Origin of the sequence: Haloquadratum walsbyi J07HQW2, assembly GCF_000415985.1 — an archaeon.
Lineage (GTDB): Archaea > Halobacteriota > Halobacteria > Halobacteriales > Haloferacaceae > Haloquadratum > Haloquadratum walsbyi_B.
Window position 1 is genome coordinate 538,376 of sequence record NZ_KE356561.1, and the last position, 13,650, is coordinate 552,025.

Annotated in this window: 11 protein-coding genes and 3 pseudogenes; 9 read left to right on the forward strand and 5 right to left on the reverse strand. The window is 52.2% G+C overall.

The annotated features are described in order from the left end of the window. Positions 1 to 248: 248 nt before the first annotated feature. A complete protein-coding gene (locus J07HQW2_RS02565; protein WP_021053715.1) occupies positions 249 to 854 on the reverse strand; it encodes a hypothetical protein in 606 nt (201 codons plus the stop codon). A gap of 383 nt (positions 855 to 1,237) precedes the next feature. Here J07HQW2_RS02565 and J07HQW2_RS02570 point away from each other — a divergent pair, with 383 nt between their 5' ends. Continuing rightward, entirely contained in the window at positions 1,238 to 1,531 is a 294-nt protein-coding gene (locus J07HQW2_RS02570; RefSeq protein ID WP_021053716.1) for a 2Fe-2S iron-sulfur cluster-binding protein, read from the forward strand. A 415-nt stretch (positions 1,532 to 1,946) separates the two neighbouring features. Then, on the forward strand, positions 1,947 to 2,120 hold the full coding sequence (locus J07HQW2_RS17350) for a hypothetical protein (protein WP_021053717.1): 174 nt from the start codon (positions 1,947 to 1,949) through the stop codon (positions 2,118 to 2,120). A gap of 122 nt (positions 2,121 to 2,242) precedes the next feature. Here J07HQW2_RS17350 and J07HQW2_RS19825 read toward each other — a convergent pair. From J07HQW2_RS19825 to J07HQW2_RS19830, 4 genes and pseudogenes are all read right to left on the reverse strand, one after another. Further along, a pseudogene (locus tag J07HQW2_RS19825) lies at positions 2,243 to 3,642 on the reverse strand (transposase); the annotation flags it as partial. 688 nt (positions 3,643 to 4,330) lie between these two features. Continuing rightward, on the reverse strand, positions 4,331 to 6,550 hold the full coding sequence (locus J07HQW2_RS02575) for a DEAD/DEAH box helicase (protein ID WP_021053719.1): 2,220 nt from the start codon (positions 6,548 to 6,550) through the stop codon (positions 4,331 to 4,333). A gap of 8 nt (positions 6,551 to 6,558) precedes the next feature. Continuing rightward, positions 6,559 to 6,747, reverse strand: a complete 189-nt coding sequence (locus tag J07HQW2_RS02580) for a hypothetical protein (RefSeq protein ID WP_021053720.1) — start codon at positions 6,745 to 6,747, stop codon at positions 6,559 to 6,561. A 319-nt stretch (positions 6,748 to 7,066) separates the two neighbouring features. Continuing rightward, positions 7,067 to 7,369 carry a GNAT family N-acetyltransferase gene (locus J07HQW2_RS19830; RefSeq protein ID WP_394324625.1) on the reverse strand — a complete coding sequence of 101 codons (303 nt, stop codon included), beginning with the start codon at positions 7,367 to 7,369 and terminating at the stop codon, positions 7,067 to 7,069. Between the two features lie 394 nt (positions 7,370 to 7,763). Here J07HQW2_RS19830 and J07HQW2_RS17365 point away from each other — a divergent pair. The 7 genes and pseudogenes from J07HQW2_RS17365 to J07HQW2_RS17375 form a co-directional block, all read left to right on the forward strand. After that, positions 7,764 to 8,131 (forward strand): annotated as a pseudogene (locus J07HQW2_RS17365) (IS5/IS1182 family transposase); the annotation flags it as partial. 1,962 nt (positions 8,132 to 10,093) lie between these two features. Continuing rightward, on the forward strand, positions 10,094 to 10,225 hold the full coding sequence (locus J07HQW2_RS17370) for a hypothetical protein (RefSeq protein ID WP_303703922.1): 132 nt from the start codon (positions 10,094 to 10,096) through the stop codon (positions 10,223 to 10,225). A 296-nt stretch (positions 10,226 to 10,521) separates the two neighbouring features. Beyond that, positions 10,522 to 11,232 (forward strand): annotated as a pseudogene (locus tag J07HQW2_RS02590) (ADP-ribosylglycohydrolase family protein); the annotation flags it as partial. 27 nt (positions 11,233 to 11,259) lie between these two features. After that, complete coding sequence (locus tag J07HQW2_RS19510; protein WP_021053726.1) at positions 11,260 to 11,796, forward strand: ADP-ribosylglycohydrolase family protein; 537 nt, start codon at positions 11,260 to 11,262, stop codon at positions 11,794 to 11,796. After that, entirely contained in the window at positions 11,756 to 11,974 is a 219-nt protein-coding gene (locus tag J07HQW2_RS02595) for a hypothetical protein (protein WP_021053727.1), read from the forward strand. Before J07HQW2_RS19510 ends, J07HQW2_RS02595 begins: the two co-directional genes overlap by 41 nt. Before the next feature lie 162 nt (positions 11,975 to 12,136). Further along, positions 12,137 to 13,270 (forward strand): BMP family lipoprotein, encoded by a 1,134-nt coding sequence (locus tag J07HQW2_RS02600; protein WP_021053728.1) that lies wholly within the window; start codon positions 12,137 to 12,139, stop codon positions 13,268 to 13,270. A gap of 60 nt (positions 13,271 to 13,330) precedes the next feature. Next, positions 13,331 to 13,650, forward strand: a 320-nt coding sequence (locus tag J07HQW2_RS17375) for an ATP-binding cassette domain-containing protein (protein WP_048075768.1), incomplete at its 3' end; no start/stop codon positions are given.

Consider the following 13,650-nt stretch of genomic DNA (forward strand, 5'->3'; position numbering starts at 1 on the left):
ACATGTTGAAGCCCGACGAACTTACAACGTCCGACACGGTTGTTCGGGCGTGGTGGGATTGACCTCCCGACTCTAGGAGAGCCCTCTCGCTGGTACCCTGGCGGTCGCCTCCTTTTTTTATTGATTGAGCGGACACGTCACCATCGTGCCAATTTACAATTTACTGACATTATTTCTCTCACTGTCGTCCATGTCAGACGGCGACAGTCGCCTCTTGGACACCACGACTCGTAGCGTCCAGATTGCAATTAATTGTCCGTGCTCAATGGGTTGATCGCAACGCCAATATCGTATGATCCAGCATCAGCGGTGTCGTCAAGTTCAGCAATGATACCAATATTATGTTTCCTAGTACCACTACCGTTAGAAGTAATATTTGCAATAAACGTGCCTTCGCCAGTCTGAACAGCTTTACCGCCATCAGGGGAAGCCCCGCTCACTCCATTATCATCAGGATCGAGATCACCAGGGGCTGATACATCACCTCCATCACTTGCAGATGACTTGCCACTCACAACGTCGGTGTCAATCGGATCAGGTGCATCTATGGTAACTTGAACATCTAAGCCGTCCGCTGCACTATTTATAACCTCAGCTTCAAACACAGCAAGGTCACCATTATTCAACTCAACTGCTGCCTGAAACTCTGTGTTATCGTCACTTGTGCGCGTAAACGACGCATCTACATCAGTACCACGAACATCAACATCATTCACCGTCAGTGCTTGCTCAGCTTGGACATCGGCTTGTCCTTCGACACTACCTTGCAGCCCTCCTGCGGCAGCTGTGACTCCTGCCCCCGCGGCGGCTACTCCTGCTGTTCCAAGTATGAGTGACCGTCTTGTAAAGTCCATTGTGCTTGGTAAGTTACTCTCTTGCCATTCATGTAATATTTTTGTAACGTCAACGTAACAAGGTAGTTTCACTACTGAAAAATACAGCTTCCAACGGTGATATCAATATAAACGTGGCGTCTACTAAACTCTATCACAAATCAAGACGGTCCGTTGTCATCCAGACGACGGCTTTCCTATTTCCCGTGCGACTGCGCAACAGTTTGACATCCTCCTCCGCCTAAAGTTGGAGGAGGATATCAATCTCGACTTTTGTGTTGCTCTCAAGAGAGTATACGCGGATTATATTTCTCTACTAGGAATATTAGCACAGCTCTTAGCCCATATTGTCACCCTCAGTATTGAGGGAAAACAACTCCTCGGATGGTAATCATACGTCTGATATGCCTGAAGTTACATACCGTGGTATTTCACTGGAATGTGAGTCAGGAGCCACACTTCGAACCGTCTTGTTCAATAATGCTGTGTCACCACACAGTGGGGTGACAAAAGCAGTTAATTGCGGAGGCAATTCGACATGTGGAACCTGCGCTGTCCGTATCGTGGACGGACCAATTGGGGAGCGAACAGTAAAAGAACAAACTCGACTCGCTGTCTCAACACACGATGATGCTGATAATATTCGGCTTGCATGCCAGTATCGAGTGACAGATGATGTGGTCATCGAGAAAGCGTGAGATACTCCGATTTCAGCCGATGCTGCCTAACAATCTATATAATTAATTTTCGTTATGATTGCAGTGTGATGATTGCTTAGATAATCTCCCTATGTGCTTATCCTAGAATAACAGTATTAAACCGCGTATCATGTTTCTAACTCTCGGTGCTAACCGCAAGAATACGTGGGTCTGAGTCTCTCTTGCTGGACGACCAACATATCAGAATGAATACCCTGTTTTTGATCATATATTACCGTCGTGTCATATCGCCGAGTGGGTAATCCAGGTGTATTATTTCACCGATGCCGACTGTCAGCCGTTCGCTGATCACTCACCTCTATCCCGAATGCGACATCGACGATGCTCGTCAGCAATACAGTCGCAAGAAGAATGAGGGCCGGCAATTTATCCGATTACATCTGATTGACCAATCATGGACGCGATCGACGGCATCACAACTATCGATGACATCGATAACCCTGATCTGCGTCTGTTGATTGCCGACCGACGTAATTCGGATGTCTCGAAAATCGACAAAGAAATCGAATCGATCAAAGACCACTTTGACGTTGACGAGATCTTCGTGAAAGCCTGTGGTTCTGACTAACTTATAGACCCGACCATGACCGCGGTTTGACATCCTCCTCCGCGTAACTGCGGAGGAATCCCACGGCACCACACCGCTGCACTCCGCTGGATTGGGATCTGAGGGTTTGCAGTCTCCCACTTCAGTTGATCCTGCGGTTGGAATCCACTGGACAAGTCATGGAGGGAGACGTCAGGCTGTGCCAACCAGCCCAGCCGGGACTCCTCTCTTCACCCACACTGGGCGGAGACTTGGAGTTACGTTGGTTTACGTCGAGGCGGATGTTCTCCGCCCCCGCCCCATGTCCATTCACGTCCGCGTTGAACGCCGCATCGCATTCCTCGCAGACGTACAACCCGGCGTTCAACACGTCACGTCACGCTGACTCTCGTCTTCTCTCCCTCTCCCACACATACAACACGTCATGTCTTGCTCGTGTCGTGTCACGCTCAGATACGTCCATAACCTCGATACCGATACCCTCGACCTTCGCCTTGTACGTGAGACTCGATCTGAAGCGGTCAAACGCCCAGCCATGTAGATCAAATCAAGGTTCCTGTGCCGACCCCAGTTCTTCGCTTGGCCATCTTCATCCTCACGAGCGCTCTCTAAATCGCCGACGTTGAGACGACCAACACCCCACCCCGCTCGACACAGTTCTCGACGATATGCTTAGCGAGACCATCGAAGAAGTGGGTGCGGCGCTCCGACCACGTCACGTCTTGTGTAGCCGAGTCGCTTTGGGACCGCCTGACTCGTCGCAGCTGGCGATCTCTGTCGGAAAGTAGTATCCGTACCTATCCTGTGTGAGGCGATTGCCGGGGTAGAGGTCAGCTTCCTCGGTACTGTACGCAACTGCCGCGAACTGACAGATGCCGAACCGAGGTCAACACCAGCCGACTCGGGACCGGGAGCATCGGGTGTCTCGACTTCATGTTTACACACTCACTGCAGTGCAGCTCCCACCAGCCCAGCCCATTGCCTCGTCATAGACGGCACGAACCTGCTGAAGGTTCTCGATGGTGATGCCGGGGCGTGTCTCGTATTCACAGAAGATGTACTCCCACGATCGTGGGTATTCGGTGTGATTTGCGCCCTTCGAGAGGCGTATTCGATTGGTTGTGGTATCGTGACGGATACCTTTCTGCTTCCACGTCACCGTCGATCGCGGGTGTTCTTCATGGACGCGGTTGCCCTCGTCTCGTTGTCGGAGTAGTTTTGCTTGCGGTAGCCGGGCGGATTGTCCCTGTCGTCATCGGAGCCGTCCCACGACACGAGTTCGAGTTGAAGGCTTCAGCGAGTGCTTCCAGAACGCGCTGACTGGACTGTGAGTGGAGTCGTTTGTACGTGGTGTGGGCTGGGGCTTCAACTCGCGTTTCAGGACCGAATCATCAGGAATCTCGCCTGTCTCGTCCCAGACTTCTCTGGAGTGGTAGTTTGCGACGTTCCAGAGTTTCGCTGCACTCCATCCATGCCGGTCGAGCATCTCAGCCACTTGTGAGTGGGTGAGGATTGTCGCTCGGCAAGTACGGTGGATGTGCATTCGTGGAAGGCTCCATAATGAGTTATCGAACAGTATATGCTACAGAGTCGGATTTCGAACGGAGAATATCCAGGAGTGTCGTCGGCAGTGGCTCGTGGGAACGTTGTCGGATTCATCCTGTCCTGCGCCTGAACTGAAGGCGCAGGTATTCTCCTCGTCTCTGTATAATGACAGTGTCGAAACGAAGGCATAGAACTGAGGACTGTGTGAGGGAACAGCCGGTGCTATAGCTCAATTCGAAAAGTAGATATCCTGCATTATGATGGGATTCATTCGACACACTTCGATCGGACTGTCTCTGCACAGATCACTTCCCGCAATTGTGTGAGTGATCGTCTCAGGGGGAACAAACCAGGTGTGACTTGTTCTCTCTCAGCCACCCGTCATGTGCCCCCTGAGTGGGAAATGGGAGTTTCCGAGTGTCGTCTGTCAGTGATCTACACTGGTCATAACTCAGTGCAGAACACTAATAAATATATTACACCGATGAATCTTATAATTATTGCCTAGTCTCAGAGATTGCAATCTCGGCAAATAACGTCACTCTGCAAGCTTAGATAGTCAAAGTAATAAAAGCACTGACAGCCAGCATACGTCGCGCTGTTGTGTGCTTTGAGTATCTCTTTCAGAAGCCGCTGGAGTCCTGTCAGACTACGAGTGGGAGACAGGTATATCAGCGCCAACGTATTTACACTCCGAGGAATGCCGGGTCGACGTTGTTTAGCCGACCGGTCGATTCGAAGTAGTTCCTGAGGTCTCGGTAGAGTTCCGTACACTTCCCATCAGTGTCGTATCTGAGGGTGTGAAAGTCAGCAACGACGGCACAGTACTGCTTGGCTCGAGTGAGAGCAACATTGAGCCGTCGCGGTCCGTCATCAGGGCGACCGAGGAAGCCGATGTCACCGTCAGCATTACTTCGAACAAGCGAAATGATGACAGCAGTCTTTTCGCTCCCTTGGAAGGAATCGATGGTGTCGACAGTGATCGAATTCGCGTGGTCGGTATGATCTTGCAGGAGGTCACGGAGGAGTTGAGCATGGGCAGCATACGGTGTAATGACACCGATATCTTCCGGTGGGACATCTTCGAGGATGGTTTGGACAAGATGGATGACAAGGTGTGCCTCAGCCTCGTTAGCCCGCGAGTGATTGACGATATCGACTGAGCCACCGATATTGTACCCTTCGATCGCGAGTGTATCAGCAAGCGGGGTGACGACTCGACCGGTTCGCAGCGACCCATCGTAGAACTCGCGGTTAGAGAAGTAGGCAATATCGGGGTGCATCCGATATTGGGTCTTCAGTTGCAGACCAATCCCTTCGTAGACGCCGCCATCAGCGTAGAGGTGTTCAAACAGTGAGAGCCCATATCCAGAGTCGGGTGGATTGTCTGTTGCACTGAACGGCGGGAGCTGTTGGTGGTCACCCGCAAGGACAGCTCTATCGGCGCGAGCAAGTGGAATACACGACGCGGTGCAGGTCGATTGCGTCGCTTCATCAAGAACGAGGAGGTCGAATTCACGAGCGAGTGTAGCCGCACTGCTGTTGGTCGCTGCGACAACTTCAGCTCTCTCGGCAACATCCTGATAACCCTTTGTGAGGACGTCATTTGTCGACCGATTGGCGTTGACGCGGTCAAGAGTGAACTCCCTAGACCCGTACTGTCCGTAGGCATGGAGTGACTCAGTATCGGGATCGTCTTGTGTCGAGTTACCTGCGACAAGGTTGTCCAACGCTTGATTTGAATCCGTACAAACGAGCACGTCCTCGCCAGCGTCGACGGCTCGACGGATGATTTCGACGAGTGTTCTTGTCTTCCCGGTGCCCGGCGGACCGTGAATACAAAAGAGCTCATCAGCGAGAAGGGCATACTCAACAGCGAGCTGCTGCTCCTGATTAAGATCCTTATCAAACGATTCGCTAATTGCGGCAGCCTCATTCGAGAATGTAAGCGGGCGGTCGCCGACAAGCACCTCGTGGAACGGGTCATTCTGTAAGGACTCGATAGCGGTGCACTCGCGATCGAATGGAACTGGATTGAGCCGTTCAGAACACCCGGTTGTATGACCGCTCTCCAAGTACGCGCTGACTGTTCCCGTAATATCGACGGTCTCCCACTCAAGCGTGAGCCAGATATTCAGCCCACGGACGCGCTCAACCTGCGCAGCGACTGGGAAGGACTCAGGTGCATCATCGGAGTCTGCGTGGATCAAAACCTCATTGTCTTCGTAGATACCAAACTCATTCTCAACAAAGAAGGACCAATTATCGTCGCGACAGTCCTCTAACTGTGGATCGAGATCGACCCGAAAACGATACTCGCCACTTTCCTCGCCACGACACATCAATTGTGGAATGGCAGATTCGCCGCGTTCGTATAGCGCTCGTGCGGAGTGGTTACCGGCTCGAGCCTCGTTACTGGCTCTCGTTGCTGCGCGCTCATCGGCAACATAGTTCTGAAACTCCGCGAGTAAGTCGCCATCTTTGACTGGGTGTTTCGGATCTTCGTGGTCATCAATCGGAGCGTCGTACCCTGGTGGGTACATTTCTGGGAGATAATCCGAATGCCAGAACCGAATACGATTCGCGAGTTGTGTGCCTCCAAACTCGTCAGCAGCAATTGGTTTTACATCGCCATCCTGCTTGACGAGAAAAATCTCGCCACGCACCTTGTGGTCGACGTAGGCCACGAACTTTGCGGTTGGCGTCGCAGTATCAGACCCGTGTAATGGGATACAGGTCCACCCCCGGTCAGGATGAGTGAGTTTGTCGTGATGGCTCGCAAATGTGGCGATAGGACGGACGGGAATATCATCTCCTTTCTCAGAAAACGCCGTCTCGGAGACAGTATGGAGGGTAGCGTCAACAATCGAAAACTGATCGATAGCATACTCGAACAGCAGGGACATTATCGAATCTACTTTTTTGCTATTATATAACGCTTGGTCGCTATTCGTGAGTCATCAAGCCCTGCTGCGGAATACGTATTATCACCGCGGTCAGCGTCGATCGGTTCATCACAATAGTTGAGGCTGACCGTCTCAATGTATAGCATCTTCGACTTCCTCGTGGTCAAGCCTGCGGTAGCCATCGCATCATCTGCCATCAGATGGATGATTGTTCGATCCGCCGTCTTAGCACCCTTGTTATTCAGACCTCGCCAATCTGGTGACTATGGTTATCCAAACGAGACGAACTGGCGGATACGTATCTCATCAATATTGGAGTATTGGGACTCGACTCAACCCGTCGAAACAAATAACAGACTTTGAGAAGACCCGGCGTTCCTGACGACTTCACTGCTCCTCAAGGATGCCATAGAACTTGCTAATGATATCCCATCCCACCCCATCCCGTCCATGATGACAAGCAAACGCCATGGAAGTAATATTGTGTAAAGTATTAGCTTATCTGTATGGGATCACCTATCGCGCGACGAGACAGCTCAAAGCCAAATTTTTCATAAGCTTGAGAGCATGATCGTTCCCCATGTCGACCTCAAGTTCGAGCTTGTCACAGTCGTTTTGATGACCCCATATTTCTCTTCGTTCAATTAGGTTTTGAGATAACCCAGTGCTACGGTAGAACTCTTTGACATAGATATCGCAGATGACGAGCCGATCAGGACGACCGAAAACAGTCGGCAACTCCGTAATGTCGGTCGCAATGAATCCAACAAACTCACCCCCAGCACTGGCAAGATTATCCTCGTCGTGATCGCCGTCGATAGCAACCCACGCTCGGTAACTTGCAGACTCATGGCGAGTAAGTCAATACTCAAGTTCCTCCATGACGATATCAGTGGTCTCGGCGAGTGAGAAGTCTTCGACAGTCTCTTCAAATTCACGATTATATGGAAGCTACAAATTCTCGATGTAGCGACGGATTGCCGCCCCATCAGCAGGAAGTCTGCAAATATTCATGTCTATGTATCGGAGTCGTGTGGTTTTGTATTGTTGTTTCGAGTTGACCGAGACACGCGCTGTATCCAGAATGACACGTAATGAACGCCCGTCTGACTCTGTTGAAATCCTCAGAGGGATACAACTTCGATCATTACTGTAGCCAAATGCAGGCCCTCCGAAGTCGCCGTTACTCCGGTCCGTCGAGCAGGCTTTTCACTTGACTCGATAAATTGTCGCTCGCTACTTTTCAATATTTTCGAAACGACAATACACACTCCACCAACACATTGTCCTGCTCTGCCCAAGATACAGAAGAATACGACATACCGCACGCTTCTTGAGGAACTTACCGAAATGCCTCGGATTCGGAGAGCAATTGAGCTTGAAGAACTCCCTTCTCCTTCGGCGTTGTGTAAGGCGCTCGATACGGCAATCTGGCGTGTCCGACTCAACCTTTCGGTCACATTCCCTCCGACCAGCGGTATCGTCAGTGTTGATGCATCTGGTTTCGACCGTAGTCACGCCTCGAAGCACGACACGAGAGCGAATGCTATCCTCGATTTCCACGTAACGACGACCAGAAGATTCGCGCGTTAGCCCGCGAAGATGGTGTTCGTCCGCTCACAGAACTGTTTCCACGATTTCCGTGGGCTCGCTGTTAGTTGTCTTACTCACAACACCGACAAGACACTCTGAACGTTAGATTCGTTGTTTATTATCGGAAATATCATACTCAACCACTTCGTGGAACTGCGTAGATGTCCCGCTTGAACCGCACATTATCTGCCCTCCGTACCAGAGAATCAGTCAAAGACAAATGGTGGGTTAGTCTGATAGTTCCGTATTTGATGCTTGGGCTCCAGTTGCTTGCTATAGTGATACTGGAACCCTCGGACTACCCTTCTTTGAGTGCGTATGTCTGGGTGGCTCGATTCCTTTCTGTAGGCTTCTTCATCTCTCTCGCGATTGCCATCGTAGGACTGTACTTTGACATAATCTACGTCGCGGAGTCTTCCGACTGGAAACCATCGATGTGGTACTCGTTGATGTTCTTTATGCCTGTTGTCGGCGTGATTATCGGTCTATACTACCTCTACAGGCGGAGTCTATATGTTGGGCTATCTCTGGCTCCTTCTCCACAAGCATAGGTATGAGATTCTTCGGGGACGAACCTCGATAATTGACCGTTTTGGGGTCAGCATCACACCACACCCGCAGGTGTGGGCGACTCTCAGTCCTCCCGATGTTTTGTTTTTGCTTTTTCGTGAGGAGTCGGCTGGAGGTGGACACCCGAACACCCGCTGTGCTGTGTCCGTGGGAGTGGGAGTCGGTCGCTCCACTACGACCCGACAACTCCCGTCCCCGTCGCATCGCCAGTGACCGATTGTGAGAGGAGTCGTATTTTCAAGCCCACCCTATCGCAGCCAGCACTGAATTAAGATTATAGAGATTCAATGAGAATCCCTGCGTCTGTCGGCGCAGGACAGGATAGGACAGGATAGGCTGAATCCATTATCAGCACAGCTAAAAAACTAGATAACGTGACGTGTGTTGGAACAAGGTCAGGTCGGAACGGAGCGATTCCGACCGACTTTCGGAGGCGGTCTCTCCGCCAGTAATGAGACAGTATCCGAAACGCTCACCGATGGATCACGCAGGCGAGAAGCCTGTGTCTGTGTCTGTGTCCGTGTCAGTGAGTTGAGTTGAGAACACAACCGATACCTCTACCTCCGAGTCTGCCGACGTGTCACTGACTCGCTGTTGGCAAACCAAACATAACAGCAGTGAATCAGTGACACTGAGGATACAAGAGGAGTAACGGTAGTCTGGCACTGCCAGTCAGCCAGCCACTGATCACGATGGCTGGGTGAGATGCGTTCCCGTAAAGTGACAGCAACCATGGTTGCAAACCTGCAATTCCTAACGCTCGGGATTCCTCCCGTCTTCAGTTCAGGCGGAGGAGGATGTCAATAATTCGTCCGTGAGGTTCTCTAGCTATATATTTTTACTATTAGACGGCGTGATAACAGCGTATGCCGGTTTTACTTCAGGGTCAACTCCCGGCTCCAAGACACTCGCCTTGCTATCTGTAGATTTACCACATATCCAGCTGCTGCTCGAGTAGAAACCCGAACGGGCGAACAATTGTATCCAGCCAGATATCCCGTCAGATAGTGGCGCTATCCGAAGAGAATACGATATCAGTGGTCATGTCCTTTTGTCTTTGAGGTGGATACAAAACGTACTCCACATGTCTTTAGCCAAGAGACGCAACGCACGACAGCAGTGGTTTGTTGAGGGTCCTCTTCAATAGAAATGAAGAAATGACAAGCACCATTTCGATGAAGATGCCATGTTTGAGTGATCGTATCAGGAAGTGTTCCGCTTGTTGCTACGTTGGGATCTCAGGGCGGAGATATAAATGAGACAATTGACCTTCTTAGGTGGGCTGACGAATCAGCCGAGTAGCGTGGAATTGGCACGATTACACGGGTGTCCGTGAACCTCAGGAGAAATCCACACGACCTCTCGTAGGTCCGTGACATAATGAGCAGCGGTGAACTCCCGTCCGCCGGAATCATGTTTGCGAGCGCGGTGCTGTTGTTGCTTCTCGACGGTCACGCTGATGTGCTTGGGTTCGAATCTACGTGGATCGACGATAGAACCGAACGAACGTAACTGTGCAACGACGTTTACGAGCATCTAGAGGAAATTAAACAGGTTGCCGAGACACTCAGAGAAGTCATCCTCCGTGCTCAGGAAGCGATCTTAATCTTAGGAGATTGAGAACAGGTGATTACAACGTCGAAATTCACACAACTGCATCGTGGGCGCTTGCCCAGCTCAACGAATGAGGATGGTCTTGACATTTCGCTCGTTAGTTCACACGGAGAGCTTGCTGGTGCAGAATCATATGACAGGGAGTATATTATGAATTTATGACAATTTAACGTAACGCAGAAGGGTGTCTCCTTGGGTTAATTTGTGATGACGCACTAGATCAACCAGTCGAGTTTAAAACCGCCGAGAAGATCAACTCCCAGCATGGCGAAGTGACGGAGATGCTCGGTCACGGCACCTATGATCACCCACCGGGAACAATCACTACCGACAGTGAGATGCCGCTCTGTATCGTGGAGAGTCTCGTCGACCGCCGCGGGTTCGATCCGTCCAATGTAGCGAAGCAATTCGTCGACTAGCTCGATTCTGATCCGTTCGATATCGGACTGATGACGCGCGATTCTCTGTCTCAGATTAGACAGGGAGCGCCGTGGGACGACGCTGGCGTGGGCATCTGGAAATCGCGTCCAGAGGGTTCTAATGCCGGCAACGGGATCGTAATGCGGTGTGCACCACACGGCGATCGCAGTTCGACATTTCGATGCGGAGCTCACTCGAGTCAGTCAGCTGTTATCGGCGGTCACACATGTCGACCCGCGCTGTCGGTGAGGATGTGTGATTCTCAACCAGACGCTCGCAAACCTGATTCGCGACGAACGCGACCCACTTGGAACCGCGTTAAGAATACCTACTCAGCTCCAGATGAACTTCGAACAGCAGTTACGCAGGTGCAGGAAGTCATCACTGGCGACCGCGACTCAGCAGCGTTTGAATCCCAACTCGCGACCTCTGGATGCATCCTCGACTCGCTTCAGGCTGGGATCCACCACGGTGTGACTGCTTAGTCCGCCGAAAGAGCAATTATTCAGGCTGTGAATAGTGATGGCGATACGGACACTGTCGGTGCGATTGCCGGCGCCGTCGCTGGTGCCCGATTCGGCTCGACTAACATACCAAATCGATGGATCGAAGAGATCGAGGAACCTGCCCGTCTCAAGCGATTAGCACAGCGATTGTTGACAATCCGGATGCAGATCCCCAGTAAAGAGTATACGACTATTGATGATGGGACCCTCGTTTTCAAGAGACGAACTATCGATGGACCTGCGTATGTTTCCGCTCGGGAATTTCAGGAGGCGACCATTGGACACCGTCCTCATCCTGCGCCACATCGCACTATCAGGACCACTTCCCACAAGCTGACGCCAGCGACAGCTGCGATGCTCGACTGGGAACGGGGAGCGTGCGCGGTCGATAGTGATCGATCTTCCACCTGCGCTGCCCCACAGATCGACCTCGATGAAGAACCGGGCTTCTCGCAGCCGACGCTTGTCCCTGTGCCGCAATATCCGTTCGTCGACACCTTCGATGAGCTCCCCAAAACAAGATCAGCGACGGATCAAGCGTGACGGGCAGGCAGCAGCGGACGCGTTCGTTCGAGCGTACACGGCGCTCACAGGGATCCGGTACCCGATCACTGAAACCGACACCAGCATGATTGGCATCGAACGCATGGATCCGATTGCCGGGGCGACACGAGTGCTAGTCAACACGTTCGCCGACACCGTCGCCAATGCAGATGAGTGAACTGAGTCCGCCAGCAGTCGGGTATTACTGTGCGCGGTTGGCGGTGTTTGCACTGATCGAATGAACGCTTGATTCTATGCTTTTAACCCTGCAGTCGGTGGACCGAGGCGACGATTTTATTCACATCTCGCTACCCACTGTTAGGTAGGTGCTTACAGCCATATGGATAGACGTACATTCGTAAAAGCGATCGGCGTAGCAGGAATCGCGGGTTTGGCGGGGTGTAGCGGCGGTCCATCCGGCGGAGCAGACAACACGGAGACCGGAACAGAGTCCAACAACTCCGGCGACGGGATGGACGGGACGACTGCGACCGAAACCACCGAGAAGAGTCCGGCAACCAACATTGGAATGGTTTATGCAACCGGCGGTCTTGGTGATGGGTCGTTCAATGACCAGGCACAGAGTGGGGCAATCCAAGCTGAGGAGGACCTTGGCATCGTGTACAACGAGGCCCAACCTGACGAAGTCTCACAGTTCAGCAACTTCCAGCAGCAATTCGCACAGTCGACGGATCCTGATTACGACCTGGTCTGCTGTATCGGGTTCCTCCAAGCGGACTCCTTGGCTGAGAACGCAGGGTCGTTTCCCGATCAGGATTTCATGATCGTCGACTCCGTGGTTGAATCGCCCAACGTAGCAAGTTACACATTCAAGGAGCATGAAGGATCGTACCTCGCGGGGCTGATGGCTAGCCTGCTCACGACCCAAGAGTTCTCGGCGGGCTCAGGATCGATCGTAAGCAACTCCACCAGCGTCGGGTTCGTTGGAGGCGTCGAATCCGATCTTATAAAACGATTTCAGGCTGGATTCGAGGCGGGCGTCGCCGCCGGAGGTGACAACGTCGACGTCAGCACGAACTACACAGGGAGTTTCAACGACCCGGCAGCGGGTCGCGAGGCGGCGGCTGCGATGTACAACAGCGGCGTCGATATTATTTTTCACGCTTCCGGTAACACCGGAACTGGTGTGTTCCAGGCCGCACAGGAGGCGAGTCGGTTCGCAATCGGTGTCGACCGCGCCCAGTCGATTACCCGGGATTCATACGCCGATGTCATCCTCGGGAGTATCATAAAGCGGGTGGATACACCGGTATATAATGCCATCACCGCAAAAGTAAATGGCGAATTCACCGGCGGCGAGTCTCTGTCGCTCGGGCTTGCCGAGGAGGGCGTCGGACTGATCTACGGTGACTCACTGGGACCGAAAATTCCTTCTGACGTGGCTGACGAGGTCTCGACCGCACGCGATGATATTATTAGTGGCGACATCTCGGTCCCGACGTCGCCGGAATAACTGACTCGGAGTCCAATCTAAACCTGGTTGTTTATGCTCTCGACAGGCAGTAACACAGGTATGAAGACGGCCGTCCACCTCGATGGAATAACCAAACGGTTTCCTGGCGTCATTGCGAACGATAATATCGACTTCGAGGTCAAGCAGGGGACTGTTCACGCGCTGTTAGGGGAGAATGGCGCCGGGAAGACAACTCTGATGAATGTCCTCTATGGACTGTATGAACCCACCTCGGGACAAGTCGAAGTCGCCGGCGAAGATCGAGATTTCGACTCCCCGCGGGACGCCATTGACGCCGGCATCGGGATGATTCACCAGCATTTTATGCTCGTCGACCCGATGACAGTGGTCGAAAACATCACGCTTGGCAACGAACCGCG

Bases quoted from the DNA above. Each gene is read 5' to 3' on its own strand.
- J07HQW2_RS17370 (WP_303703922.1), top strand. From the start codon at position 10,094: ATGAGCAGCGGTGAACTCCCGTCCGCCGGAATCATGTTTGCGAGCGCG.
- J07HQW2_RS02580 (WP_021053720.1), bottom strand. From the start codon at position 6,747: ATGGCAGATGATGCGATGGCTACCGCAGGCTTGACCACGAGGAAGTCG.
- J07HQW2_RS02595 (WP_021053727.1), top strand. From the start codon at position 11,756: ATGAGCTCCCCAAAACAAGATCAGCGACGGATCAAGCGTGACGGGCAG.
- J07HQW2_RS02600 (WP_021053728.1), top strand. From the start codon at position 12,137: ATGGATAGACGTACATTCGTAAAAGCGATCGGCGTAGCAGGAATCGCG.
- J07HQW2_RS02565 (WP_021053715.1), bottom strand. From the start codon at position 854: ATGGACTTTACAAGACGGTCACTCATACTTGGAACAGCAGGAGTAGCC.
- J07HQW2_RS17350 (WP_021053717.1), top strand. From the start codon at position 1,947: ATGGACGCGATCGACGGCATCACAACTATCGATGACATCGATAACCCT.
- J07HQW2_RS02570 (WP_021053716.1), top strand. From the start codon at position 1,238: ATGCCTGAAGTTACATACCGTGGTATTTCACTGGAATGTGAGTCAGGA.
- J07HQW2_RS02575 (WP_021053719.1), bottom strand. From the start codon at position 6,550: ATGTCCCTGCTGTTCGAGTATGCTATCGATCAGTTTTCGATTGTTGAC.